Raw genomic sequence first — 26,141 nt, forward strand, 5'->3', positions numbered from 1 at the left:
AATTGTAATTTATCAATTATCCATTGCTTTTACTAATCACTAGTTACTAATTACTAATCACTAATTTTTACAGATAATTTCTCAAGCCAAATGTCAAACCATCTCTAGAATTAGATCTACCAGCAACCCTTCTAAACCCTGCCTCAAAGTACCAATCTCTAGTCAACATATAGTCAAAACCAACACTATAACCCAAAGAATCATCACTATCTAGCAAAACATTAACCCCTGCGTTTAGAGTAATATATTGGGATTGGTCTTGAGAAAGTAACATTCCTACTTGCTTATTACCATCATCATCAAAATTAACTTGATAGCCTAGCAACCCAGTCAAATTAAAGTCACGATCATCAACAATTTTTACCTTCAGATTCAGATCAAGTAGATCATCTCCATCATCACCAAAGTGAAAATATCTAGTATCCAACCCTAATGTTGGAGTCAATCCCAGATCCCCTTCAAAGATCATTGCTTTAATCTCACCATCTAACCTCTGAACACTATAACCGATTGAGTTTCTATTTTGTCTAATTTCAGCTTGTGGCAACCCCCAGGCTACTCCTGCTTGGGCCAACAATAATAACACCACCATTCCTAAAACTAAATGTACTCTCTTCATCTTCATCTCCTCCTGTTTAGAATTCTAGTACTTCCTCAATCTCAACATCTTGATTATGTATTAAATCTATCTCTTTAACCTCTTTTACTTTTTCACCTGCTTGATCCCTAATAATTCTTACAATCGGCTCACTTAAATTCTCCTTATTAACATCTACTACTAAGCCTATCTCTTGAGTATTTAAAGCCACAACTGTTCCAACAGGATAAGTAGCAATATGCTTATGCAATACATCAACAAATTTAGGATTTAATTTAGTCCCCCGTAATTCTTGAATTATCTTTAATGCTTCATCAGGTCTTAACTTTCTTTTGTAGATTCTATCACTGGTTAAGGCATCATAAATATCAGCCACCGTAACTATTTGAGCAAACTCATTAATCTCATCTCCAGTTAGCCCTCGTGGATAACCACTACCATCATAATGCTCATGGTGTTGATAAGCAACATGGGCTGATAAGATACTAACTCCATCTAATTCTCTAAGTAATTCATAGCCATAATCAGGATGTTTTTTGACCTCTTTATATTCTTCATCTGTCAACTCTTTAGACTTTTTTATAATCTCTGGTTCAACCATTATCTTCCCTAGATCATGCAAAAAAGCACCAGTAGCAATCTTTTTTAACTGCTTTATATTATAATCAAAGTTTAGAGCAATCAATACAGCTAAAATGGTTACGCTAACTGAATGATGAAAGGTATAATTATCATAACTTCTAATATCACTTAAATGAATAATCACATGATTTTGTAACAAAATCTCATTTAAAATATCATCAACAGCTTCTTTTATCTCTTTAGAATCAATACTATGTCCTACCTTAATCTGTTTCATCGTTTCTTTAATTACATTAATCGCCTTCAGCCTTGTCTTATCTGATAAAGGCTCCGGAATTGAAAACTCAGGTAACTCTTCATTGATAATATAAATCTCCATTATCCCCAAGTCCTTTAAACGTTCTATATAAGACTCCTTCAATCTCATACCAGAATTGAGCAATATATTCCCATCCGCTGTATAAACCGTCTTAGCTACTTTCATTCCAGCCTCTAAACTACCAACAGGAACTCGCTTCATTATTTATCCCACCATTTCTGAATCGAAATTACTCTTTTAATACCTTCTCATCTCCTATGCTACTCTAACTCTCCAAGATAACCTTTTTAATTTTATCATTCAAGCTTTTGTTTCAAAATCATCAGTAATAACTTCCTCAATTTTAGCCAATGCCTCCTCAGCATCCTTACCCTTAGCCTGTAATTTAATCTTCTCACCACAGCCAACTGCTAAACTCATTATACTAATAATACTCTTCAAATTAGCTTCTTGATTACCTCGAATAATAATAATCTCTGCTTCAAATTGATTAGCAATCTCAACTAAAACAGAAACTGGTCTAGCATGAAGGCCAAGTTGATTAGTAATTGTCACCTCTTTAGTCAGCATAAATGTCACCTACTCTATATTGTTCAAGATAAATTAGTAAAAACCTTCTTAGAATAGTTAAAACTATCCTGCTACAGTTAATTTTTCATCTTCAAAAGAACAAGTTTTTTGATTCATAATTTAATTGCTCTTTATCCCTTGCTTCCTAACTGCACATTACTCCTCATCTCTCTTTTTTATGCTTCTTATTTCTTATGATTTTGAACTCCACTATTCACTATTAATTGCTCTTTATCTCTCCGGGTTCTTTGAACCCTTCGTGTTAGAAAAAATCCACTCTTAGATTTTTTTATCATCCTCTGTCCCTTGACTCTTAACTGTACACTGTAAACTGTAAACTGTAAACTATAAACTGATTTCCTACTTCTCCCTCCGAGTTCTTCGAACCCTTCGTGTTAGAAAAAATCCGCTCTTAGATTTTTTCTAGCACTACCACGGTCTCAACATGGAATGTCTGCGGGAACATATCAACCGGTTGAATCTCTTCCACCTGATAACCTACCTCAGTTAAGTACTTTAAGTCCCTAGCCAAACTCGCTGGATCACAAGAGACATAAACAATCCGCTCTGGCTCTAATTCAGCAAAGGTAGCTAAAACCTCTTGATGGCAACCCTTCCGTGGTGGATCAACAACAATAACCTCTGGTTTCAACTCTTCTTTTAATCTCGGTAGAACATTTCTCACCTTGCCTACTTTAAATTTACAGTTATCTATTCCATTCAATTCAGCATTCTCCTTAGCTGCTTTAATTGCTTCTTCTACGACTTCAATCCCCCACACTTCTTTAGCAAACCGAGCCAAATAAAGGGCAATTGAACCGACACCACAATAAGCATCAAGTACTCGCTCTGACCCTGAAAGTTGGGCATACTCAACAACTTGATCGTATAATACTTTAGCTTGTAAGGTATTGACCTGAAAGAAAGCTAAGGGGGATATCTTATACTTAATTGGCCCGATATAATCTATAATATGGTCTTGTCCTACTAACTGCTTAGTCCTTCTTCCTAATACAACATTTGTCTCTTCAGGATTGATATTTTGATTAATACTGACTAATTCAGGTATTCGCTCTAGTAATTCAGTAGCTATCTCCACTCCTGCTGGAAATTCTTCATCCTTAGTCACAAAGATCAACATCGCTTGATTGGTACAGACTCCAACTCTGACTACTAAATGGCGTAGTAATCCTTGGTGTTGCTGCTCATCATAGATTGAAACTTCATATTCTTCAATCAGCTCAATTGCCTCTCTGATCACTCGATTAATCAGAGGGTGCTGAATCCGACAATCATCCAATTCAATCAACTGATGGGTTCCTAAGGCATAAAAACCTGTAATCACCTCTTCTTCTTGCATAGCCACTGGAAATTGAGCCTTATTCCGATAAAAGAAAGGATTATCCATTCCTTTGACCGGGTTAACTTCAACTTCTGTCAATTTAGCAATCCGTTCTATAGTATCTCTAACAATCTTTCTTTTATATTTTAGTTGAGCTTGATAATCAAGATAAGAAATCTGACACCCACCACAATCTTCATCTTCTTGACAACTAGGCTGAACCCGCTCAGCAGATTGCTCGATTACTTCAATAATTTTGGCCCGGCCATAACTCTTTTTGACTTGAGTTATTTCAACCTTGACCGTCTCCCCAGGAATCCCCCCAGGAATAAAGATTACAAAGCCATCAACTCTTCCTACTGCATCTCCCCCAGTTGCTAAATCTTCTAGTTCAATAATTATCTCTTCTCCAACTTTTATTGGTTTAGCACCCATACAAACCTCTCCTTAACTTCTATATTAATGTAATTCATCTATTATGTAGTTATTTATCTTTAGGTCTTTTTTTAGTTTTACTAATCACCAGTCACTAATTACAAGTCACTATCTCTATTATTTGATTAATCATTAAATCTCATTCTATCATTCGCGATCAAAGATAAAGTTCCTTGCTTTAAGGTGAAATAATATTGATATTTAGTGTCAGTGTGAGTAGTGTGTGTAAGTAAAAGCAAAACCTTAGCCCTTATGGTTTTGACCTCACTCACACTCACACACATAACTAACACATAATTGTAATTAAGTTTTTACTTTTCCACTATTAATTGCTTTCCCAACAAGGAATTTTTAACTTCAATCGCTAATTTATTATGTAATAAAACACTAGGAGGAACTTACAATGAACCGCAAAACAATAATCTGGTGCTTAATTGGTATACATCTTTGGTATGCTATCTATTTTTTATTAGATTTCGGTCAAAAACTACAGGAATCATTCATGCACAGCAAACTAGTCAATATCTCATTTCTAGAAGAAAACACTTTAAGAAATCTTTATTTATTCAGCTTAGTCATTTTCTTAATTAGTACCATCTTTGAATGGAGAGAGAATAAAAAATCAGCTATGAAAAAACCCAAATATAAAGAAAAAAGGAGGAAATATTATTCCTCCTAATCTCTACTAGTTTATTTTGTTAATAATCTCTTCTGTTATTTCTGTAGTCTTAGCTTGCCCTCCTAAATCAGCAGTCAACACTTCTGCTTCAACTAGGACTTGACCGATAGCATCTTCTATCTTATCAGCTGCCTGTGTCTCATCTAAATACCTCAACATCAATACTGCTGATAATAACAAGGCGATTGGATTTGCCTTATCTTCTCCTGCAATATCAGGTGCCGAACCATGAACAGCTTCAAAGACAGCAAGCTCATCATTTAGGTTGGCCCCTGGTGTTACTCCTAAACCACCAATTAATCCTGCACACAAATCAGATACAATATCACCATAGAGGTTAGGTAAGACTAAAACATCATAATCTTCAGGATATTGAACTAACTGCATACACATATTATCAACAATCTTATTATCAAATTCAACCTCTGGATAATCTTGAGCAACCTCTTCTGCTACAGACTTAAATAAGCCATCTGTCAGTTTTAAGATATTTGCTTTATGAACAGCAGTTACTTTATCTCGATTATGCTTTTTAGCATATTCAAAAGCAGCTCTTACAATCCGCTCAGAAGCTTTCCGAGTTGTAATCTTAATACTCTCTGCTGCATCATCACCAACCATATGTTCAATTCCAGCATATAATCCTTCAGTATTCTCTCTAAAGATAACAACATCTAAATTTTCAAATTGTGTCGGTGCTCCTGGCAAAATCTTAGCCGGTCGTAAATTAATATATAAATCTAATTTCTGCCGAATAGCTACATTAACACTTCTAAACCCACTACCTACTGGTGTTGTAATTGGCCCTTTTAAAGCTACTTGATTCTTTTTGATTGAATCTAGTACCTTCTCAGGAAGTGGAGTTCCTTCTTCTTCCATTACGTTGGCCCCTGCATTTACTATCTCCCAATTAACATCAACACCTGCCGCTGCAATAATCTCACGGACAGACTTTGTTACCTCCGGGCCAATTCCATCACCGGGAATTAAAGTAATATTATACATTGCTTCTCACTCCTTAATTACTTAGTTATTACTTTATTAATTTGCTTGACTTTGATTCTCTTGTTCTGCCTTATAATCTTCATAAATATACATCAACTCTTTATCAAATAAAGCTCTTTTGAATTCAACAGCTGTCCTTCTTACTCGTGGCAATAAAGCCTCTGCTTCCTGTGCTGTCAATTCAATTCCATACTCCAAGAACTTATTAACAATCGCTTTCTTCCCAGAGTGCTTACCAATAATAATCTGTCGCTCCAATCCTACTTCTTCTGGAGCAAAGACTTCATACGTTGAAGCATTCTTTAAGACTCCATCAGCGTGAATACCAGATTCATGAGCAAACATATTAGTTCCTACAATTGCTTTCCAAGCTGGCAATTCTCGTGAAGAAGCTCGTGATACATATTCAGATAACTCTCTGAAATCCTTAGTAGAGAATTCCATATTAACATCGTACAGATGTTTAAGAGCCATCACTATCTCTTCAATTGCTGCATTTCCAGCTCGCTCTCCTAACCCATTAACGGTAACTCCAATATAGTTGGCCCCTGCCTTAACACCAGCTAAAGCATTTGCTGCTGCTAAACCAAAGTCATTATGAGTATGCATCTCTACATCAATACCAACCTCATCAATTAGTGCTTTAACTCTATCATAAATATCAAACGGCTCCATAATTCCTACAGTATCACAATATCTCAATCGATCTGCTCCTGCTTCCTTAGCTTCCTTAGCAAACTTAAATAAAAATTCCTCATCACTTCGCGAAGCATCCTCAGCATTAACAGATACATATAGTCCATTCTTTTTAGCAAATTCAACAGCCTTAACCATATTAGATAAGACCCAATCTCTATCTTCTTCTAACTTATGTTCAATATGAATATCAGATGTAGATATAGAAATAGCTACTGCATCAGCTCCGCAATTTAAAGAAGCCTTAACATCAGAAACAACAGCTCGATTCCAAGCCATAATACTAGCATCTAAATCAGCTTCTACAATTGTCTTAATTGCCTTTTGTTCATCTCCACCCATTACTGGAATACCTGCTTCTATCTGATCAACACCAATCTGATCTAATAACTTAGCAATTCTAATCTTCTCTTGGTTAGCAAAAACCACTCCAGCAGTCTGTTCTCCATCACGTAAAGTTGTGTCAACTATTTTGACATCCTCCATACTCTCACACTCCTTAATTAGTCAATTATTTTATAGATATTCAATTATATACCACTATAAAAGAATCAAAAAACACCATCTTTAAGTAAAAAGAAATAAAAAAATCTATGCTACCCACTATTAACCAATTGTGGGTAGCACTTAAAGTTGGATACCTATTATTATCAATATTAACCAAATACAACTAATAGTTAACATATATATTACATATGCCTAGTATCTTATATTATAACATTTCACTAGCATATTTGTCAATACGTGATGTATATTAGTTAACCTCCCTGAATATTAATTCAAGCTAAAAAACTAACCCATACAACAGCAAGAGTAGTCAATAGCCATAAGATATATCTACTTACATCACCATTTTGCACCTTACTTAAAACTCCACCTACATAATTTACTCCATAGCCAACGAAAGGATAAATATCTCTATCCACTTCATCATGCTCATGAGGTTCAATAATATCATGGGCCAACTTAAAGATAACTGCCGCTATCAAGATCGGCTGTGAACTCTCCCATAAATAAGCTAATGAGAAATAATCAACTCCAGTCTCTAAATTAGCAATTGACTCTAAAACGCCAGGCACAAGTCCAATCAATATAATTACTCCAGCAACCAGACCCATTCCCAACTTCATTATCATTGTCGGCTTACGCTCTACTTCAACCTCTCTTTCTCTAAAGAATCCGAAATACATAAACTTCATAAAAGAAAGAGCCGTTCCAATTCCTGCTATATATAAACCCCACTGTAAAACAGGATCTTCTAATCCACTCTTAATGACTAACTTACTGACATAACCATTAAAGAAAGGAGCTCCAGCGATTGCTAAAGAGGCTACTACTCCACAAAAAGTAGTAAATGGTAACTTTTTAGATAATCCTCCTAGATCAATCAAATCACCTTTCCCTGTAGCATAAATCACTACTCCAATTACCATAAATAGTAATCCTTTATAGAGAATATGGTTGAATAAATGGAACATTCCACCAGCAACTCCCAAGGTCGTTCCTACTCCAATACCTGCAATCATATAACCGATCTGACTAATAATATGATACGAAAGTAAACGACGTGCCTCTGTCTGTTTCAAGGCAAAGATTACCCCTACGATAGCAGAAATCGTACCTGCATATCCTAAACTAACTGCTCCTAAGAGGCGATATAAGGCATAAACCCCCGCCTTAGTAGTAAAGGCTGATAAAACAACACTAGTATAGAATGGAACATTAGAATAGTTTTTAGGTAACCAAGTATGAACTCCAATAAAGGCCAACTTGATTCCTACTGCCACGATGAAGAATGGTAAGCCATGCTCAATAGTAGTTAAGGCAATACTTCCTGTCACACTGTAATTTAGTAAAATCCCCCACAGCAGACTGACTCCTCCTACTAAATGCATGATAAAATAGTAATAACTTGTCTGTTCTGTAATTGGCTTAGTTCGATCAAAGATCAAAAAGTAAGAACTGATCGTCATTAACTCCCAGAAGAAATAGAAAGAAAACAAATCTCCCACAAAGACAAGAGTTATTGAACTTCCAATATAAATATGAGATAGAACATAAAATTTCCGCTCAGCAAAGAGTAAAGCATAAAGTACAGCACACAATCCAAAGAATGCAAAGACTATTCCTGTTAATCTGCTCATATCAGTAACACTAACAAGAATTAAATCCAGATCTAAAAAGGCCACTTTCATTCCTTCACCTACAGGTAAATTATAAACCCATAGCAAACCAACTACAGAGATCGCAACTGCCAAAAATTGTCTTAATTTACCCTTGGTAAAATATAAAAACACTGCTCCTAGCAGATATATAAGTCCAGGATTAACCACTTAATTTACCTCCCTAATAAAAGATTGATATAGTTACTGCTATCTAGTAAAAATTTAGGAATATTCTCAATTAATGCTAGTGACAAACCAGGAATAATTCCCATTACTAAACAAGCAGCTGATAATACATAAGTTGGTACTCTCAATTTCCAATCGATCGGTTTTACTTCTATTTCTCTTTCTGGTCTTGAATATAAAGCCTTAATTACCTTCAAATAATAAGCCAAAGATAATAAACTACCAACTGGAATGAAGAAAGCAGCAACTATATACTCAGTTTCCCACGCTGCCTGCAAAATCAACCATTTACTGATAAAGCCATTAAATGGTGGTAGTCCAATAATTGCTAAAGTGGCAATTACAAAAGCAAATGAAATCTTAGGCATAGAAAAACCTAATCCTCTTAAGTCATCTATTTTAGAAGCACCAACAGCATAACTAAAAATTCCAACTCCTAAAAATAGTGTTGCCTTCATTAAACCATCATTAAATATGTGATAACTTCCTGCTATAATCCCACTTTCTGTTCCTAAACCAATAGCCAATAAAATATATCCTATCTGAGCAATACTTGAATAACCTAGTAATCGTTTTAAACTTTCTTGTTGATAAGCCAATGTATGGGCAACTAAGAATGTAATTACACCCCAATAGATCAGAATTTGACCTATTCCTGCAGTCATCCCAAATAATAAGAAAACAATTCTAATAAAGGCATATAAAGATGCTTTGATTACTATACCAGATGATAAAGCATTAAAGCTAGCTGGAGCACCACAATAAACATCTGGTAACCAAGCATGTAATGGAACTAAACAGAACTTTGTTCCAAATCCGATCAAGAAGAAGACAAAGATGGTCTGTCTAACTAACATAGGTGCATCTCCAAAGTTAGCTGCAACTTGAGCAAAATTCAAAGCTCCTGTTACTTGGTAAGTCAAAATAATAGCCAATAGTACAAAAGTTCCACTCAACATTCCCATTACTAAGTACTTAAATGCCCCTTCAAAACTTGCTTCCTCTTCTTTAATAGCCACCAAAGCATAGGAAGTAATAGAAACAATTTCAAAAAAGACATATAAGTTAAATAAATCTCCAGTTAATGACATCCCCATTACTCCAGCAATCAATAAAAATGATAAAACATAGTACTTTAGTTCATGAAAATCAACATAGACTAAAGAATAAATTATCACACCATACGACAAGACTCCAACCAATAAAGCCATCATTGCTGAAAAGGAATCTATAACCAATGAAATTCCTAATAAATTATCCCAATCACCTAAATGATAAACGATTGGACTCTGCATAGCTTCCCTAACTACACTAATTATTAACGCTAGATGGACAGTAGCACTTATGACAGTAACAGCCTTTACCAGCTTCTTACTGAATGTTTTGATGATTCCTAAACTGAAAGCAGTAAGGAGTGGTAAAACTACTAATAATACAGGTGTATCCATTTTTTACCCCCTATCCAATATATTCTTAACCTTTTAATTTTTTAATTTCATCAATATATAACGTATTGTATCTATTATAAATTTTGATTATTAAAGCCAACATTAATGCTGTTGTACCAGCACCAATTACAATTGCTGTCAAAGATAACGCCTGGGGAATAGGATCAACAATCAAATCATAAGCTTGAGCATCAGCATCCAAGATTGGAGCAGTTCCACCTGGTCTGTAGCTTAATATGATAAACAATAAAATTATTGCTGATTCCATTACTCCAATTCCCATCGCAATCTTAATTAAATTTTGATGAGTTAAAATTATATACAGTCCCAATCCGAACAATACTGCAATTGCCAGAAATGTCTGTTCCACTTTACTCCTCCTTTATCAAACTATTAAACATAATTGATAGACCAGCTGCTACCTTAAGGCCAGTCATTAAGTTGATATGAGGTATAATCCCTGAACTAATTAACTCTCCTTTTACTCCTAAATCAAGAGTTGAATTAGCATTAGCCAAGAAGTTTCCTCCCAACACAATTCCGATAAATCCAAGTAGCACAAATCCCATTGCACCAAAACTCTCCATGAATGACTTAATCTCCGGTCTAACCTGTCGGTCAGAATATCTAATTCCGAAGGTAACCGTAATTAAGATTGTAATTACTGCTAAGATTACACCACCAGCAAAACCACCACCTGGTGAAATATGTCCATAAGCAATTATATAAGCTCCAATCATGAATAAAAAAGGAATCAATAAACTAGTAGTCTGCTGCATAATTATAGAAAATCGAGCTGAAATCATGCTTGCCGTTCGCTTAGGAACTAAAAATGCAATCGTTGAAGCCACAGCAAAAACAACCGTTGCCTCTCCTAAGGTATCAAAAGCACGATAATCAAATAAAATAGCTGTTACTAAATTGAGTGCTTTTGTCTCTTCAGCTCCATGATTGATATAATGTTCACTTAAATCATAATCTGCAGTTGACAAGCTTAAAAAAGTCATAAGTAATAAACCACTCAGTAGTACTACTATTATTAAGCTAGCAAACTTTCTCATTCAATCCCCTCCAACTTGTTGATCGTTACTATAAAAAAGCCTGTACTAATGCCACTAGAAACTATCACTTCTACTAAAGCAACATCAGGTGCCTGTAAAATTATAAATAAAGCTATTAAATTCCCACTAAAAACCCCCAAGGCAATTATCGCATTCAATAAATTATGCGTAAATAACGCATAAGCAGCAGATATAACCATAAATACTAGTAGAAAATTATAGATAATTTCCATCATACATTATCACCCATTTCCATTTCCCTCAACTCATCTTTAATTACCTCTTTAGGCTTAAGCCCAACCTTATGAGCTGCTCGAGCAATAGCATGACCTGTAGCTGGATTTGTTAAGACTAAGAAAGCTGATAATAGTAACAGTTTGAACGAGTCAAATGGTCTGCCTTCTAAAAACATCAAGCCAGCTAATCCAGCTAACATAAATAAAGCACCACCAGTTAAGCATTTAGAACTAGCGTGCAGTCTAGTGTAAAAATCTGGAAATCTCAGCATAGCTATTGCCGTAACAGCAAAAAAGAATGCTCCAATAATAATGAGAAGATTACTTAGTAACTGAATTAATGAACTAATTTCTCTTCCCTCCCTTTTTCTCTTCGAAGTATTTAGCCATAATTAATACCTCAATAAAGAGTAATAAACCAAATATAAATGCTACATCAACAAATACTGAACGTTCAAAATAAAGACTTAATAAGACTAAAATCACCAAAAACATAGCTCCTATGGCATCTGCAGCAGCAATTCTATCAAAGACTGTTGGCCCTTTTACTAACCGAAAAAAGACCGCTGCAGCAGAAACTAGAATTACTAACATTATTATTTCAATCATTTAAATGCCCTCCTAATAGCCGTCTCTAGACTACCAAACATTTTTTCTCGCAAATCATCCTTATCTTCAGCTTCAATAACGTCTAAAGAGTGAATATAAAATACTTTCTCACCTGGATCAACTTCAATAGTTAATGTTCCAGGAGTTAGGGTAATAGAGTTCCCTAAGATAACCATAGTAACTAGTTTGTTCTCATCTTCTACAATTGTAGGCACTTTCTCAATGGTCGGCCTAAAAGAAAGCTTTGGTTGAAGAGCCAACCTAGCTACCGCAATACTAGATAAAATTACTTCTTTCACTAATGTAATCGCATAAGCAACAAAATAAAAGAATCTAGTAACAATACTCTTTGATACCTTCCTTGTAAAATAACTATGAATAACCAACACTGCTACATAAGATATTATAAGACCTAACAGCAATGAACTTAAAGATGTATCAGCTGCTATAATAATCCATGTGATATATAATAAAATCACAGTAAATATATCTTCTGTAGCACGCAACTTAAACTTACTTAATAAATCCTTTAAAGTTTTCATTGAATCCTCCTTTCCTCCCTTACAGATAATTGATAATTATTAATAGATTTTTCCCAAATTAATTTTATCACTTTTCAAACCTTTTTGCAAGAATTATAGCATTAAATCGAATCTCTTCAATATTTAACTAATTGATAATAAAATGACCTTCGGTCATAGTTCAAGTTTAAGTTTGAGTCTAAGTAAACCATAAAAAAACTTAAAACATAATTTCTTAAATAACAAAAAAGCTCTTAGCTACAGTAGCTAAGAGCTTTTTTGTTACCCTTCTAATTTCTCCCTTAAAATTTTATTAACTAGTTGTGGATTGGCTTTTCCTTTAGTAGCTTGCATTGTTTGACCGACTAAGAAACCAATTACGTTTTTATTACCATCATTATAATCATCTACTGCTGATTGATTATCAGCTAATACATCTTCAATAATTCCTTCTAACTCACTTGAATCACTGATCTGTTTTAATCCCTTCTCTTCTACCACTGTATCTGGATCTTTACCAGTAGCAAACATCTCTTCAAATACCGTTTTAGCAATCTTACTTGAAATAGTACCGTCATCCATCATTTGTAACATCTTAGCTAAATCTTGGGGAGTAAATTTAACCTCCGTAATTGAGATATCCTCTTCATTAAGTAGTCTTAAAAACTCTCCCATCATCCAGTTACTTACTGCCTTAGCATCATCATAATCTGCTACAACCGCTTCAAAGAAGTCTGCCATTTCGCGATCAGCAGTAATTACCCCTGCATCATAGGCAGGAATTTCTAACTCTGTTACATAACGTTCTTGGCGAACATCTGGTAATTCAGGCAAAGTATCTTTAATCTCAGCAACCCATTGATCATCGACAACAACAGGTACCAAATCAGGCTCCGGGAAGTAACGATAATCATGAGCTTCCTCTTTGGTTCTCATTGGAATCGTCTTACCTGTTTCATCATCCCAAGTCAGTGTTCCTTGAATAATCTCCCCTCCTGATTCTAACACCTTCTTCTGTCGTTTAGGCTCATAGATTAAAGCTCGCTCAATCGCTTTAAAGGAGTTCATATTCTTAAGCTCAGTTCTAGTACCTAATTCATCAGCTCCAATTGGTGCGATAGAGACATTTACATCAGCCCGCATTGAACCTTGCGACATCTCACAATCAGATACACCTATGTATTCCAAAACACTCTTTAATTTCTTAAGATAAGCAATAGCTTGAGCTGGTGAGTGAATATCTGGCTCACTTACAATCTCAATTAAAGGAGTTCCTACACGATTATAATCTACCAGACTAGAATTAGCCTGAGCAATATCCCCAGCATGAGTTAACTTTCCTGCATCTTCTTCTAAGTGAATTCTTGTAATTCCAATAGTTACTTCCTCTTCATCTTCAGGTTGAATTACAACCTCTCCTTTTTCACAGAAAGGAAGATCAAATTGAGAAATCTGATAAGCTTTAGGTAAATCAGCATAAAAATAATTCTTCCGATCAAATTTACTGAATGTTGCTATTTCACAATTTAAAGCTAAACCTGCTTTAATAATATACTCCACTGCTCTTTCATTTAAAACAGGTAATGTCCCTGGTAACCCTAAACAGATTGGACAGGTATGAGTATTAGGTTCAGCACCAAACTCATTCTTACAACCACAGAATATCTTTGTATTTGTATCCAACTGGGCATGAACCTCCAACCCAATCGTTATTTGATAATCATCTAACATCAATTACACCTCCGCTTTTCATTACTATTAACTAACCTCTAATCACTAGTCACTAATTACTAGTTACTAATCACTAATCCTCTATAAATTCGGTCTTTTTTTATGGAATTCAGTTGCCTGTTCAAAAGCATAAGCAACCTGTAATATCTTCTCTTCAGCAAAATGATCTCCAATAATTTGTAGTCCAATTGGTAAACCCTCATTGTCTAAACCACAAAGCATGGATAAAGCAGGAATACCTGCTAAGTTAATTGGAATAGTACAGATATCAGATAAGTACATCTGTAATGGATCATTTGACTTATCGCCAACTTTAAAAGCAGTCGTTGGAGAAGTTGGTGAAATTAAGACATCATACTCTTCAAATGCTTTTTCAAAATCCTCTTTAATTAAAGTTCTCACCTGTTGAGCTTTCTTATAGTAAGCATCATAATATCCAGAACTTAAAGCATAAGTTCCCAACATAATTCTTCGCTTAACTTCATCTCCAAAACCATCTTGCCTCGTCTTTTTATACATATCAATCAATCCATTGGCTTCCTGATTACGATATCCATAACGTACTCCATCATAACGGGCCAAATTTGAACTCGCTTCTGCAGGAGCAATCAAATAATAAGCAGATAAAGCATAATCAGTATGTGGTAAAGAAACCTCCTCATACTCTGCTCCAAGCTCCTCTAACTTATGAATTGCATTCCAGACTGCTTCTTTAACTTCCTGGTCAATTCCATCACCAAAGTATTCTACTGGAACACCGATCTTCATCCCCTCAACATCTTCCTTCAAGCTTTCAGTATAATCAGGAACTTCTACATCTGCAGATGTAGAGTCATATTGATCATGACCTGCTATGTAATTTAGGGCCAACGCACAATCTTTAATATCTCTTGTAAAAGGACCAATTTGATCTAAAGATGAAGCAAATGCTACTAAACCAAAACGTGATACCAAACCATAAGTTGGCTTCATTCCTACAATTCCACAAAAAGATGCAGGTTGACGAATAGAACCACCTGTATCAGAGCCTAAAGCAATCGTTGCCTCACCAGCGGCAACTGCTGCTGCAGAACCTCCACTTGAACCACCCGGAACATATTCTAAATCCCATGGGTTCTTAGTCGTCTTGATTCCAGAGTTCTCTGTCGAAGAACCCATCGCAAATTCATCCATATTTGTCTTACCGGTCATCACAACATCCTCAGCCGCTAACTTCTTAACAACAGTAGCATCGTAAGGTGGTTTATAACCATCTAAAATCTGTGATGAACAAGTAGTTTCAATCCCTTTTGTAGACATATTATCTTTAAAAGCAACTGGAATCCCTGCTAACGGGCCAACCTCTTCGCCATTAGCTATCTTTTGATCAACTTGCTTTGCTTGCTCTAAAGCTTCTTCTTTAGTCACTGTTACATAAGCTTGTACATCATCTTCAACTTCACCAATCCGCTCATAAATCGATTCAACTATATCTTGTGCTTTAATCTCTTTCTGCTCTAGTTTTTCATGCAGTTGATGAGCAGTTAATTCATAAAGTTCCATTTCTTCCCCTCCCTATAAATAAGTTTACAGTTTCTAATTGACAATTGACAGTTAAGTTCAAAAAAACAAAGCTTAGATCAATACCATCAACTAATGAAACCTTAACCCTTTTTAAACAGAAATAATTTTAACTTAAGATTTCTAATCAATAAATTATCAACTATCAATTGCACTAATGATTATTCCACAATCTGTGGCACCTTAAACATTCCTTGATCTTTGGCAGGAGCATTAGCTAACGCATCTTCCCGCTCTAATGACTCTCTAACCTCATCTTTTCTAAAGACATTTTTGATTGGTAATGCATGAGCTGTTGGCTCTACATTCTCTGTATCAAGCTCATTTAATTTTTCAGCATGCTCTAAAATATCACTTAACTGATTAGCAAAAGCTTCTTTTTCTTCCTCACTAACATCCAAACGAGCTAAATGAGCAATCTTTTCTACAGTTTCTTGATCGATCTTCATCTATTTCACCCCTTCTTTTTGATAATTAATCTAAAGTGAAAGTTATTTGATATAAAGTGGCACTTTGCCACTTTATATCAGTTGACAGTGAACAGTTGACGGTTGACAGTTAAAAACCTAAACTCAAAACCACTCTAAACCCCTAAACATAAGACTTTGACCTTCAACTGTCAACTGTAAACCGTAAACTGTCAACTCAATATTGTGGCACTGAAAGTGCCACAATATTGTAATAAAACCTCACTTTAAAGTTAATTAACGCCGTTTAATCAACAACTAATCATTATACCATATGGAATTTTTAACCGCAACAAAATCAGCTTAAGACTAATCTTCACTGATTTCTATCTTCTCAATTACATCTCCTGCTTCAATTTCATCAATCACATCAAGTCCTTCCACAACCTTACCAAAACATGTATGCTTACCATCTAAATGGGCTGTTCTCTCTCGTCCATGACAGATGAAAAACTGCGAACCACCTGTATCTTTCCCAGCATGGGCCATTGATAATACTCCCCGCTCATGATACTGCTTGTCCCCATCTACTTCACAATCAATAGTATAACCTGGGCCACCAGTACCAGTTCCTTTAGGACAGCCACCTTGAATTACAAAATTAGGAATGACTCGATGAAAAGTTAATCCATCATAAAAACCTTCTTCAGCTAATTTACAAAAATTATCCGCTGTATTTGGTGTAGCCTCATCATAAAGCTCAACCTTCATTGTTCCTTTTTCAGTCTTTATCTCTGCTTTTCTCATTTTTTATTCCTCCCTTAATATAATTTACAATTTATATTTGATAATTGACAGTTAAGTTCAAGAGCTTGAAATTTTCAAGTCTAAGGGCGAACACATACAAAAAATATTATTTTGCAGTGAGATCTAGATTTTTAATTGCTCTTTATTACTTGATTTTTAACTGTACACTGTACATTGTAAATTGTACATTTATTTCTTACCTTCTCCCTCCGGGTTCTTCGAACCCTTCGTGATGAAAAAATCCGCTCTTAGATTTTTTCTATCCACTGTCAACTGTTCACTATATTTTTAAACTCTTCTTCACTCAAAATCTCAACGCCTAACTTCTGAGCTTTATCATATTTAGAGCCAGGGTTCTCCCCCACTACTAAGTAATCTGTCTGCCCACTGACTGAACCGGTAACCCTACCGCCCAACTCAGTAACCTCTCTCTTTGCTTCTGCTCGAGTGAAGTCAGCTAACTTACCTGTCAGTACAAACTTCTTACCCTCTAATAAGTCATCCTGTTTTACTGTCTTAGCTTCTAGATTAACTCCAGCCTGTCTTAGCTTCTTGATAATTTCTAAATTCTCTTGCTGAGAAAAATAGCTAATAATACTTTGAGCAATCTTAGGGCCAACGCCATCGATCGCCGTCAACTCCTCCTGATCAGCTTCTATAATTTCATCTAGGTTACTGAAATTTTTAGCTAAATTTCTAGCTACCTCACTGCCTACATGATGAATCCCCAAACCAAATAAGAGCCGAGATAAGCTATTCTCCTTACTCTTTTCTATCGCATCAAGTAAGTTCTGGCTTGACTTTTGGCCCATCCTCTCTAGCTCAACCAGATCTTTTTGGTCTAGATAATATAGATCAGCAAGATCAGCTATCAAACCATTCTCTAATAGCTTCTCAACTAAAGATTCTCCTAATCCTTCTATATTCATTGCCCCTCGCTTAGCAAAATGTTTAACCTTTTCTTCAGTTCTTGAAGGACAGTTATTATTAAGACATCTATAATCAGCACCTACTTTACTGACTTCACCTTGACAGACAGGACAGCTTTGCGGTAAATGATAGCTTTCTTGCTGACCATCACGCTTTTCAACAAGAACTTCAACCACCTGTGGTATTATATCACCACTCTTTTCTATAATTACCCGATCGCCAATCCTGACATCCTTCTCTTCAATATAGTCTTGATTATGTAATGTAGCTCGGCTAACTTCTGAACCATCCAATAATACAGGCTCTAAAACAGCAGTCGGAGTCAAAGCTCCTGTTCTACCAACAGTAACCTCGATATCTTTAACCTTAGTCTCTTGCTGCTGAGCAGGAAACTTATAAGCCATCGCCCACCGGGGATGCTTAGCAGTTGCTCCTAATTGCTCCCTTAACTCAAGTCGATTGACCTTAATTACAATTCCATCAATTTCATAGTTAAGTTCTTCTCGCTCAGCAGTCCAGTTTTGACAATACTCAATTACCTCTTCAATCTCAGTACAGACTTTGCGAGCAGGATTGATCTTAAATCCCAACTCCTCTAGATAATCAAGCCGTTCACTATGGGTCTTAAACTGTTGGCCCTCAATATATGTACTATCATAAATAAAGATATCTAAAGGTCTGCGAGCAGCCACCTTAGGATCTAATTGACGAACAGAACCAGCTGCAGCATTACGAGGATTAGCAAATCTACTTAACCCCTCTTCTACTCGTCGGTGATTAAGTTCTACAAATCGATCTAAAGGTATAAAGACTTCACCTCTAACTTCTAAATCCAGCTCATCCTCCAAATTAAGTGGAATGCTTTTGATCGTTCTAATATTGTGGGTTATATCTTCTCCAATTAAACCATTACCACGGGTTGCAGCTTGAATCAACTTCCCATCTTGATAAATTAATGAAGTAGACAAGCCATCTATCTTTAATTCTACAACATATTCAACCCTTCCTGCAACTGATTTTTGAACTCGCTGATCAAATTCCCGCAACTCTTCTTTAGAAAATGATTTAGCTAAGCTTAAAAGTGGTATCTGATGCTCTATCTTTTCAAATTGATCAATCGCCTCTCCTCCTACCCGTTGGCTAGGTGAATTAGCTGTTACTAGCTCTGGATACTCTGCTTCAAGCTTAAGTAAGCGTTGCATCAATTGATCATATTCTTGATCAGAAATCTTAGGTTGATCTAAAACAAAATAATAATGGTTATGCCTTCTAATTTCAGCTCTCAATTCTTCAATTTCTTGCTTGATATCTTCCACTTATTTCACCCCAAAACTAACACTAATTTTTAGTATGTTCAATTTATAAACAACCATACATCATCATTATTAATTTAAAGATTACTCACTAAACTCCTTTCTTTTTCCCAAATTAAAAAAAGCTTTAGGGAATCTCCCCCAAAGCTTTTTTAGCTTATCCAAAATATCTATCTAATAGACCTTTCAATGCTCGAGCGTGACGAGCTTCATCTTTAGCTGATTCATCAAAATAATCATGTGCAGGATCAATATCCTCTTCCTTAGCTGTTACTGCAGCTTGCCTCTTACCTTTATTAGCTCCCTGTTCACCTTTTAACATCTTCTCTAAATTCTCTTGAGTAGAATCAATCATCCCATTTAACTCTGCAAATCTAGCTGCATGTTCAGCTTCTTCCCAAGCGATTGTTTTCAATACCTCTGCTATTTCAGGATATCCTTCTCTTTGTGCTTGACGGGCCATTGCTAAGTATAATCCTACCTCTTTTGTCTCACCATCAAAATTCATCTCCACTGCATCTTCCAACTTAGTTCCTTTAGTCACACCCAACTTGTTTTCAACTGCAAATTCCATTTTAAATTCCTCCTTTTAATTCTTGATTATTATTTACTTCTTACAAAAATTTATTCTTTAAACTCAAGCCCATCCCAAGGCTTAATCTCTCCATACAACAATATCTGTAAAGCTTCGCGAGTATTATTCAAGAAGCATTTCTCAGTATGATAGACTCCACATTCTTGGCAACAATCATGCACTGACTCATAAATCCTTTCCAACTCATCTCGATCAAATTTAGTAAACTCACTTTGATCATAATCATCAAAAGTTTCCTTTTTAAACTTTTCATCAAGTTGAGATTCATACTTGCTATAATCCAATAGATTCTTCTTCGATTTATGTAATAAACAACTAGCACAATTTTTATCACTACAATTAACACAAGCATCATTTGCTAGGTTATAAGCCTTTAACACCTTAACTTTAGGAATTTCGAACAATTTAATCACCTCATCCTTATTAGTAATTGTTACTAATAGTATACTGGAAAATTATCCTTTTGTCAAGGAATAAATAGAAAAAATTTCTGTAAATAATTTTAGAGTCTTTTTCTAACATAATCTAAAAAAACTCAGATCTTAAAAAGATCTGAGCTTTTACTTGAATAGTATTAATTTGTAAAAGGTCTTAAAGCAAACGTAAAGGTAGATCCTTTACCAACTTCACTCTCAACCCAAATTCGACCATCATGATCTTCAATAATTTCTTTACTGATTGTTAGCCCTAGACCACTTTTAGAACTGCTCTTTCTTTCTGATAAACTTACGTATCTTTCAAAAATCTTCTCTTGATATTGCGGAGGAATCCCTTCACCATTATCTATCACTGAAATACAGATCCAATCATCTTTTCTTTTAGCAGAAACTGTAATTTCTCCTCCCTCTTCTGTATAACGAATAGCATTTACTAATAAGTGAGTCAATACCCAACTGACCTTATGGCTATCAACATGAATAGCTGGCAAATCATCTTCTATCTCTAAATTTGCATTAATATCTTTAGCTTGAATCTCTTGTTCTAAAGCATTGACAGAAAAATCAACTAAGTTCTTGATGGCAACAGTTGTTTTAGTCGAAGAGTCAACCTTTGATTCTTCAGGACTGACTGAGACATTATCTTGATAAGCTGTAGTTATATCTTCTTGTCTCAAAACTCCTATTAGTTTATAGGATTCTTCATCCTCTACAACTGGGATTTTTTGCAATTTAACCTTATTCATAATCTGCATAGCATTTAATAAATTATCATCTTTATAGATCACACCAGGAGATGGAAAGGTAAGTTTCTGTACAGTTTCTCCAACTTCTTGCCTTACATCCCAATATTTAAAGACACGATGATGATTTAACATTCCAATCAGCTCATCAGTTGCTTCATCAACGACAGGTAACCAAGAATAAAGTGTCTTATCAAAAACCTCTTTTGCCTCTTTAATAGTATCATTTCTTGTCATTGTAATTGGATCATTATTCATCACATCATCAACTTGAACATTCTTTAAAACCTTTTCTTTCTCAATCGCATCAATATCTAAACCTTTATCAAAAAACTTGGTTGTATAAATATTCTGCTTTTGAATATGAGAAGCAACTACTGTACTAATAATACAAGATAGCATCAATGGTAAAATAATCTCCGGTTCCTGTGTTAGCTCAAATAAAATAATTATGGATGTTAATGGAGCATGAGCAGCCCCTGCAAAAACTGCCCCCATACCTATTACAGCATAAGAACTAGCTCCAGCTGTAACTGTAGGGAATAAAGAATGAACCATGATTCCATACGCACTACCAAGCATTGCTCCAATAAATAATGAAGGAGCAAAATCACCACCTGAGCCACCACTACCTAAGGTTAAATTAGTAGCTAAAATCTTAGCAAAGACCAAAATAATAGCCGTCTGCAAAGGCAATCTACCATGTAATGCCTCTTCCATTATTGAATAACCAATAGCATATACTTCAGGAACTGCAAGAGCCATTATTCCAACTAATAATCCTCCAATAGCTGGCTTTATAGAATCTGCTAGAGGAAGTTTTTTGAAAAAACCCTTAAAAGAATAAAGAGAGTTTTGAAATAAAATAGCTACAAAAGCTGCTATAATCCCTAATAATAAATAAGGGATCACTTCCCAAAGGCTAACTAATGTATGTTGGGGAACATCGAAAATAGCTCCTCTAGTGCCTAATAAAACTTTAGCTATACCTGTTCCTGCTACTGAAGAAACTACAATAGGAGTAAAGTTACTTACCTTAACATCTCTAAGAATAATCTCTAAACTAAATATTACTCCACCGAGTGGTGAATTAAAAGTAGCTCCAATTCCAGCTGCAACCCCTGCTCCTAATAAAGCTTCCACCTTTTCAGGACTTAACTTAAAGAGTTGACCAAAAAAAGAACCGATAGCCCCTCCAATCTGTACAACTGGCCCCTCACTTCCTGCTGAACCACCAGTACCAATAGTAATTGCAGATGCAATTGCTTCAAATGGAGCTACCCGGGCTCGAATCTTTCCTCCTTTTAAAGCAGCAGCCTCCATTACTGCAGAAACCCCATTATCTTTTAACTCTGGAGCCAGATAATTAATTAAAGGCCCTACAATTAAACCACCTACTGCCGGGGCAATAATACGATAATACCAAGGTAAACCTCTTACAACATCTAACAAACCATCTGCTACATCCGGGCCAAAAAATATTTCTTGTACAATATTGATCGAACTATAAAAAATAACTGCTCCTACTCCTCCTACCACTCCCACAATAGCACCTAAAATAACCATTTGAGGCATATCAACCTGGATTAAAGAGTTAATCAACTTTAAAAGTTGATTTATACTCTGTTTATATCTATTAGTAAGATGATTTCGTTCAGGTTTCACATTCTTACTCCTTTCCCTTCTGAAGTGCTACTAAAAAATGCTAAATCTCTCCTGGAAATACTTAAACTCTAGTTTGATTATAACGACAATAAATATAAAAAACAAAGCTTAAAATAAGAATACCCTCGAGGGTATTCTTGCGTTCTATAGTTTATCATTTTTTATCTACTTTGTCTACGCTTATAGCAAAAAAAACACCTTCAAAAGCAGCCGATCATAATTTGTTTTACTTTCTCAAGCATAAAAAAAAGAGCCTATTAATAGGCTCTTTTGATTAAATCTAAAATTAAGCTGTTAAATAATCAGATAAGACAGGAATGATCTGTTTCTTTCGTGATAGTACTCCATCTAGATAAACCTCAGAACGATCAGCTTCTACATCAAAAGCTTCAGCAACAGTTTGCTCTGCTCCTGGAGTAAATAATAATAAACTTCCTTCTGCTAAAATATCTGTTACCATTAAGATTAAAAACTTATAATCATTCTCAACTACCAACTTTTCACTAGCAGCTAAGATATCATCTTTAATTCCATCTACTTCAGCTAGATCCATTACTTCAATTTGACCAACACCGATCGTTTCACCAGCAAATTCATACTCTTTATAGTCATTTTGAACTAACTCTCTTGGAGATAACTTAGTAACTACTGAACCAGCTTTAAATAACTTCTTTCCATACTCTTCAACATCAACTCCTAGCTGCTCAGCTAAAGCTGTTGCCATCTCTTCATCTTCAGCAGTAGAAGTTGGAGATCGGAAGATAACTGTATCAGATAAGATAGCTGATAATAATAATCCTGCCATAGTATCTGTTATCTCTACATCATTTTCTTGGTATAGCTTAGTAACTATTGTACAAGTACAACCAACCGGCTCGTTTCTAAAATAGATCGGATTTCCTGTCTCTATATCACCAATTCGGTGATGATCAATTACCTCTAATACTTCCGCCTCATCTAACCCAGCGATTGATTGACTAATTTCATTGTGATCAACCAAGATCACCTGATCATCTGCACCAACCTCTTCTTTTAATGTTGGCCCTTCAACCTCAAACTTCTCCAATACAAATTCAGTCTCTGAATTGATCTTACCAGTTCTAATTGCTGTTGCCTCTACTCCTAGCTCCTGCTTCAAATTAGCATAAGCAATCGCAGCACAAATAGAATCTGTGTCAGGATTTTGATGTCCCACTACATAAATACTCATTATAATTCCCCCCTGAAATAATTTACAATGTACAATTTAAAATTTACAATTAAAGATCAAACCCTTTCAATCAAGGCTTTTAATGTTTTTTTAATTGCAAATTGTACATTTCGTCAATTGTCAATTAATTTTAGTAAGTTTAGCATACTCTGCTGCTAACTCCTTAACTCCAACTTCCTTAAAGAAAACAACTATCTTCTCTCTTCCATGCTCAGCAATTATATCACGAACTTCCCCTTGGCCCCACTGCTTATGTACAACCTTATCTCCCGGGCCAAATTGACTTCTTTCCACTCTACTAACCTCATTTTGCTGAAATAAACTGTTAGAAATCTCACTAATAAATCGAGATGGACTATTATATTTAGTCTGTCCATAAACCTTACGCCGTTTAGCATGGGTTAAATATAGCTTCTCTTCCGCTCTAGTAATTCCTACATAACATAATCTCCGCTCTTCAGCAATTCCACCCTCTTCTGCCAAAGAACGACTATGCGGAAATAACTCCTCTTCCATTCCTGCTAAGAAGACGATTGGAAACTCTAAACCTTTAGCACTATGAAGGGTCATTAAGACTACTCCATCAGCCTCTTCATCTAAGTTATCAACATCAGCAACTAAAGCTACTTCTTCTAAAAACGATCCTAGTGCTCCAGCTTCCTCTCCAAACTCTTCCATACTAGCTAGTAATTCATTCAAGTTATCAATTCTACTCTCAGCTTGCTCTGTACCTGCTGCCTTTAATTGGGCCAAATAACCAGTCTGCTCTAATAACTCCTGAGTTAAATTTGCTACTGAAAGTTTTGGCTGACGGTGTTGCAAATCAGTGATTAACTCCCCAAATGCTCTAACTTTATTACTGAATCGAGCACTGATACTGTCTATCTCTTCAACCCGCTTAACAGCTTCTAGTAAAGAAATCTCTTCTTGAGTAGCAAATTCTTGCAATCGAGCTAGAGTCGTCTTTCCAATACCCCGCTTAGGAATATTGATCACCCGCTGTAGACTGATATCATCAGCAGGGTTATAAATCAACCTTAGATAAGCTAAGATATCCTTAATCTCTTTACGGTCATAAAACTTCAACCCACCGATCATCCGATAAGGAATCTCTTTTCTGATTAAAGTCTGTTCTAAACGACGAGATTGAGCATTGGTTCGATACAAAATTGCAATATCATGCCACGAATAACCTTCTTGTTCTAATTTTAAAATCTCTTGAGCAATATAATCAGCTTCTTGGTGACCAGTCTTAGCTTGATGTAAAGCAAGTGGCTCTCCTTCAGGATTTTCAGTCCACAACTTCTTTGCCTTACGCTGAGGGTTATTACTGATCACACTAAAGGCTGCTGTCAGGATATTTTGAGTTGAACGATAATTCTGCTCTAGTTTAATAACTTCTGCCTTAGGATAATCATTTTCAAAATTTAAAATATTGGTAATATCTGCTCCGCGAAATCGATAAATACTCTGATCATCATCACCAACCACACATATATTATTATGTTTAGCTGCTAATAGATTAATTAATTGATATTGGGCATGGTTCACATCTTGATACTCATCTACTAGTATGTATTTAAACTTCTCTTGATAATAATCTAATACTGCTGGATATTTCCTAAATAATTGTACAGTCTTCATAATTAAATCCCCAAAGTCTAAAGCATTATTCTCTTTTAGTCTGGCTTGATAACACGGATAGACCTCTTCTACTACTTGAGAAAAATAATCGGTTGCTTGATAATCTTGTGGAGTAATTAATTTATTTTTAGCTTGACTTATTCTACCTAATATAGCTCGTGGCTTGAAATTCTTAGGGTCTAAATCTAACTCCTGTAAAATATTCTTGACTAAAGTCTTTTGATCAGAAGTATCAAAGATAACAAAGTTAGATTCATAATCTAATTTTGTTATCTCTCTTCTTAAAATCCTGACACAACTTGAATGAAAAGTACTGATCCAGATTGAATCACTAGCAGTAGTAACTAAATTAGCAATCCTTTCTTTCATTTCAGCAGCTGCTTTATTAGTAAATGTAACTGCTAAAATATTAGTTGGTGCAACATCATATTGATAGATTAAATAAGCAATTCGATGGGTTAAAACCCTTGTCTTGCCACTACCTGCACCTGCTAGGATCAGGATTGGCCCTTCTTGGTGTACAACTGCTTTTTTCTGTTCTTCATTTAAATTTTGTAAAATTTCCATCTCACTTCCCCCTCAGCTTCCACTTAATAATTATATCCAAAAATTCATCTCTTGTCTAATTAAGTTATATTTTAATTGCA

At 35.3% G+C, this 26,141-nt stretch carries 25 protein-coding genes; 1 reads left to right on the forward strand and 24 read right to left on the reverse strand.

Annotated elements, in window-relative coordinates; genetic code table 11:
* Positions 1-67: 67 nt before the first annotated feature.
* From MWH28_RS01540 to rlmD, 4 genes are all read right to left on the reverse strand, one after another.
* Positions 68-619: a hypothetical protein gene (locus MWH28_RS01540; RefSeq protein WP_248617503.1), complete on the reverse strand. Its 552-nt coding sequence runs from the start codon at positions 617-619 to the stop codon at positions 68-70.
* Positions 620-635: 16 nt separating this feature from the next.
* Positions 636-1,700, reverse strand: coding sequence for an HD-GYP domain-containing protein (locus MWH28_RS01545; protein ID WP_248617504.1), 1,065 nt, complete (start codon positions 1,698-1,700; stop codon positions 636-638).
* Between the two features lie 99 nt (positions 1,701-1,799).
* Positions 1,800-2,069, reverse strand: coding sequence for an HPr family phosphocarrier protein (locus MWH28_RS01550; RefSeq protein ID WP_248617505.1), 270 nt, complete (start codon positions 2,067-2,069; stop codon positions 1,800-1,802).
* 412 nt (positions 2,070-2,481) lie between these two features.
* Positions 2,482-3,846: a 23S rRNA (uracil(1939)-C(5))-methyltransferase RlmD gene (gene rlmD, locus MWH28_RS01555; RefSeq protein WP_248617506.1), complete on the reverse strand. Its 1,365-nt coding sequence runs from the start codon at positions 3,844-3,846 to the stop codon at positions 2,482-2,484.
* A 403-nt stretch (positions 3,847-4,249) separates the two neighbouring features.
* On the opposite strand from rlmD, the gene MWH28_RS01560 reads away from it, so the two are divergent.
* Positions 4,250-4,525, forward strand: coding sequence for a hypothetical protein (locus tag MWH28_RS01560; protein ID WP_248617507.1), 276 nt, complete (start codon positions 4,250-4,252; stop codon positions 4,523-4,525).
* 6 nt (positions 4,526-4,531) lie between these two features.
* Here the strand turns inward: MWH28_RS01560 and MWH28_RS01565 are convergent, their stop codons facing one another.
* The 20 genes from MWH28_RS01565 to pcrA form a co-directional block, all read right to left on the reverse strand.
* The gene (locus tag MWH28_RS01565; protein ID WP_248617508.1) at positions 4,532-5,530 is read right to left on the reverse strand and encodes an isocitrate/isopropylmalate dehydrogenase family protein; all 999 of its coding nucleotides are present in this window, start codon (positions 5,528-5,530) and stop codon (positions 4,532-4,534) included.
* A 36-nt stretch (positions 5,531-5,566) separates the two neighbouring features.
* Entirely contained in the window at positions 5,567-6,712 is a 1,146-nt protein-coding gene (gene nifV / locus MWH28_RS01570) for a homocitrate synthase (RefSeq protein ID WP_248617509.1), read from the reverse strand.
* A 293-nt stretch (positions 6,713-7,005) separates the two neighbouring features.
* Positions 7,006-8,559, reverse strand: a complete 1,554-nt coding sequence (locus MWH28_RS01575) for a proton-conducting transporter transmembrane domain-containing protein (RefSeq protein WP_248617510.1) — start codon at positions 8,557-8,559, stop codon at positions 7,006-7,008.
* Between the two features lie 5 nt (positions 8,560-8,564).
* Positions 8,565-10,025 carry a complex I subunit 5 family protein gene (locus MWH28_RS01580; protein WP_248617511.1) on the reverse strand — a complete coding sequence of 487 codons (1,461 nt, stop codon included), beginning with the start codon at positions 10,023-10,025 and terminating at the stop codon, positions 8,565-8,567.
* Positions 10,026-10,050: 25 nt separating this feature from the next.
* The gene (locus tag MWH28_RS01585) at positions 10,051-10,395 is read right to left on the reverse strand and encodes a sodium:proton antiporter (RefSeq protein WP_248617512.1); all 345 of its coding nucleotides are present in this window, start codon (positions 10,393-10,395) and stop codon (positions 10,051-10,053) included.
* A 1-nt stretch (position 10,396) separates the two neighbouring features.
* Positions 10,397-11,086: a hydrogen gas-evolving membrane-bound hydrogenase subunit E gene (gene mbhE, locus MWH28_RS01590; RefSeq protein WP_248617513.1), complete on the reverse strand. Its 690-nt coding sequence runs from the start codon at positions 11,084-11,086 to the stop codon at positions 10,397-10,399.
* Complete coding sequence (locus tag MWH28_RS01595; protein WP_248617514.1) at positions 11,083-11,322, reverse strand: Na(+)/H(+) antiporter subunit B; 240 nt, start codon at positions 11,320-11,322, stop codon at positions 11,083-11,085. Before MWH28_RS01595 ends, mbhE begins: the two co-directional genes overlap by 4 nt.
* Positions 11,319-11,672, reverse strand: a complete 354-nt coding sequence (mnhG, locus tag MWH28_RS01600) for a monovalent cation/H(+) antiporter subunit G (RefSeq protein WP_345894742.1) — start codon at positions 11,670-11,672, stop codon at positions 11,319-11,321. Before mnhG ends, MWH28_RS01595 begins: the two co-directional genes overlap by 4 nt.
* Positions 11,668-11,931, reverse strand: a complete 264-nt coding sequence (locus MWH28_RS01605; protein ID WP_248617516.1) for an MrpF/PhaF family protein — start codon at positions 11,929-11,931, stop codon at positions 11,668-11,670. Before MWH28_RS01605 ends, mnhG begins: the two co-directional genes overlap by 5 nt.
* A complete protein-coding gene (locus MWH28_RS01610) occupies positions 11,928-12,473 on the reverse strand; it encodes a Na+/H+ antiporter subunit E (protein ID WP_248617517.1) in 546 nt (181 codons plus the stop codon). The genes MWH28_RS01605 and MWH28_RS01610 overlap by 4 nt, the downstream gene beginning before the upstream one ends.
* Positions 12,474-12,734: 261 nt before the next feature.
* A complete protein-coding gene (gene gatB, locus MWH28_RS01615; protein ID WP_248617518.1) occupies positions 12,735-14,183 on the reverse strand; it encodes an Asp-tRNA(Asn)/Glu-tRNA(Gln) amidotransferase subunit GatB in 1,449 nt (482 codons plus the stop codon).
* An 81-nt stretch (positions 14,184-14,264) separates the two neighbouring features.
* The gene (gene gatA, locus MWH28_RS01620) at positions 14,265-15,725 is read right to left on the reverse strand and encodes an Asp-tRNA(Asn)/Glu-tRNA(Gln) amidotransferase subunit GatA (protein WP_248617519.1); all 1,461 of its coding nucleotides are present in this window, start codon (positions 15,723-15,725) and stop codon (positions 14,265-14,267) included.
* 179 nt (positions 15,726-15,904) lie between these two features.
* The gene (gatC, locus tag MWH28_RS01625) at positions 15,905-16,192 is read right to left on the reverse strand and encodes an Asp-tRNA(Asn)/Glu-tRNA(Gln) amidotransferase subunit GatC (protein WP_248617520.1); all 288 of its coding nucleotides are present in this window, start codon (positions 16,190-16,192) and stop codon (positions 15,905-15,907) included.
* Between the two features lie 327 nt (positions 16,193-16,519).
* On the reverse strand, positions 16,520-16,957 hold the full coding sequence (locus MWH28_RS01630) for a peptidylprolyl isomerase (RefSeq protein ID WP_248617521.1): 438 nt from the start codon (positions 16,955-16,957) through the stop codon (positions 16,520-16,522).
* A 269-nt stretch (positions 16,958-17,226) separates the two neighbouring features.
* The gene (gene ligA / locus MWH28_RS01635; RefSeq protein WP_248617522.1) at positions 17,227-19,203 is read right to left on the reverse strand and encodes an NAD-dependent DNA ligase LigA; all 1,977 of its coding nucleotides are present in this window, start codon (positions 19,201-19,203) and stop codon (positions 17,227-17,229) included.
* Positions 19,204-19,357: 154 nt separating this feature from the next.
* On the reverse strand, positions 19,358-19,774 hold the full coding sequence (locus tag MWH28_RS01640; RefSeq protein WP_248617523.1) for a ferritin-like domain-containing protein: 417 nt from the start codon (positions 19,772-19,774) through the stop codon (positions 19,358-19,360).
* A 50-nt stretch (positions 19,775-19,824) separates the two neighbouring features.
* The gene (locus MWH28_RS01645) at positions 19,825-20,199 is read right to left on the reverse strand and encodes a hypothetical protein (protein ID WP_248617524.1); all 375 of its coding nucleotides are present in this window, start codon (positions 20,197-20,199) and stop codon (positions 19,825-19,827) included.
* Between the two features lie 170 nt (positions 20,200-20,369).
* Complete coding sequence (locus MWH28_RS01650; RefSeq protein ID WP_248617525.1) at positions 20,370-22,640, reverse strand: chloride channel protein; 2,271 nt, start codon at positions 22,638-22,640, stop codon at positions 20,370-20,372.
* Positions 22,641-22,926: 286 nt separating this feature from the next.
* Positions 22,927-23,850: a manganese-dependent inorganic pyrophosphatase gene (locus MWH28_RS01655; protein ID WP_248617526.1), complete on the reverse strand. Its 924-nt coding sequence runs from the start codon at positions 23,848-23,850 to the stop codon at positions 22,927-22,929.
* A 120-nt stretch (positions 23,851-23,970) separates the two neighbouring features.
* The gene (gene pcrA, locus MWH28_RS01660; protein ID WP_248617527.1) at positions 23,971-26,061 is read right to left on the reverse strand and encodes a DNA helicase PcrA; all 2,091 of its coding nucleotides are present in this window, start codon (positions 26,059-26,061) and stop codon (positions 23,971-23,973) included.
* Between the last annotated feature and the right edge of the window lie 80 nt (positions 26,062-26,141).

This window comes from Natroniella sulfidigena (assembly GCF_023223645.1).
In the GTDB taxonomy this organism is placed as follows: domain Bacteria; phylum Bacillota; class Halanaerobiia; order Halobacteroidales; family Halobacteroidaceae; genus Natroniella; species Natroniella sulfidigena.

What these genes read in the sequence shown, in the direction of transcription:
- MWH28_RS01540 (WP_248617503.1), bottom strand. Translation starts at nt 619, where the DNA reads ATGAAGAGAGTACATTTAGTTTTAGGAATGGTGGTGTTATTATTGTTG.
- MWH28_RS01545 (WP_248617504.1), bottom strand. Translation starts at nt 1,700, where the DNA reads ATGAAGCGAGTTCCTGTTGGTAGTTTAGAGGCTGGAATGAAAGTAGCT.
- MWH28_RS01550 (WP_248617505.1), bottom strand. Translation starts at nt 2,069, where the DNA reads ATGCTGACTAAAGAGGTGACAATTACTAATCAACTTGGCCTTCATGCT.
- rlmD (WP_248617506.1), bottom strand. Translation starts at nt 3,846, where the DNA reads ATGGGTGCTAAACCAATAAAAGTTGGAGAAGAGATAATTATTGAACTA.
- MWH28_RS01560 (WP_248617507.1), top strand. Translation starts at nt 4,250, where the DNA reads ATGAACCGCAAAACAATAATCTGGTGCTTAATTGGTATACATCTTTGG.
- MWH28_RS01565 (WP_248617508.1), bottom strand. Translation starts at nt 5,530, where the DNA reads ATGTATAATATTACTTTAATTCCCGGTGATGGAATTGGCCCGGAGGTA.
- nifV (WP_248617509.1), bottom strand. Translation starts at nt 6,712, where the DNA reads ATGGAGGATGTCAAAATAGTTGACACAACTTTACGTGATGGAGAACAG.
- MWH28_RS01580 (WP_248617511.1), bottom strand. Translation starts at nt 10,025, where the DNA reads ATGGATACACCTGTATTATTAGTAGTTTTACCACTCCTTACTGCTTTC.
- mbhE (WP_248617513.1), bottom strand. Translation starts at nt 11,086, where the DNA reads ATGAGAAAGTTTGCTAGCTTAATAATAGTAGTACTACTGAGTGGTTTA.
- MWH28_RS01595 (WP_248617514.1), bottom strand. Translation starts at nt 11,322, where the DNA reads ATGATGGAAATTATCTATAATTTTCTACTAGTATTTATGGTTATATCT.
- MWH28_RS01605 (WP_248617516.1), bottom strand. Translation starts at nt 11,931, where the DNA reads ATGATTGAAATAATAATGTTAGTAATTCTAGTTTCTGCTGCAGCGGTC.
- MWH28_RS01610 (WP_248617517.1), bottom strand. Translation starts at nt 12,473, where the DNA reads ATGAAAACTTTAAAGGATTTATTAAGTAAGTTTAAGTTGCGTGCTACA.
- gatB (WP_248617518.1), bottom strand. Translation starts at nt 14,183, where the DNA reads ATGTTAGATGATTATCAAATAACGATTGGGTTGGAGGTTCATGCCCAG.
- gatA (WP_248617519.1), bottom strand. Translation starts at nt 15,725, where the DNA reads ATGGAACTTTATGAATTAACTGCTCATCAACTGCATGAAAAACTAGAG.
- gatC (WP_248617520.1), bottom strand. Translation starts at nt 16,192, where the DNA reads ATGAAGATCGATCAAGAAACTGTAGAAAAGATTGCTCATTTAGCTCGT.
- MWH28_RS01630 (WP_248617521.1), bottom strand. Translation starts at nt 16,957, where the DNA reads ATGAGAAAAGCAGAGATAAAGACTGAAAAAGGAACAATGAAGGTTGAG.
- MWH28_RS01640 (WP_248617523.1), bottom strand. Translation starts at nt 19,774, where the DNA reads ATGGAATTTGCAGTTGAAAACAAGTTGGGTGTGACTAAAGGAACTAAG.
- MWH28_RS01655 (WP_248617526.1), bottom strand. Translation starts at nt 23,850, where the DNA reads ATGAGTATTTATGTAGTGGGACATCAAAATCCTGACACAGATTCTATT.
- pcrA (WP_248617527.1), bottom strand. Translation starts at nt 26,061, where the DNA reads ATGGAAATTTTACAAAATTTAAATGAAGAACAGAAAAAAGCAGTTGTA.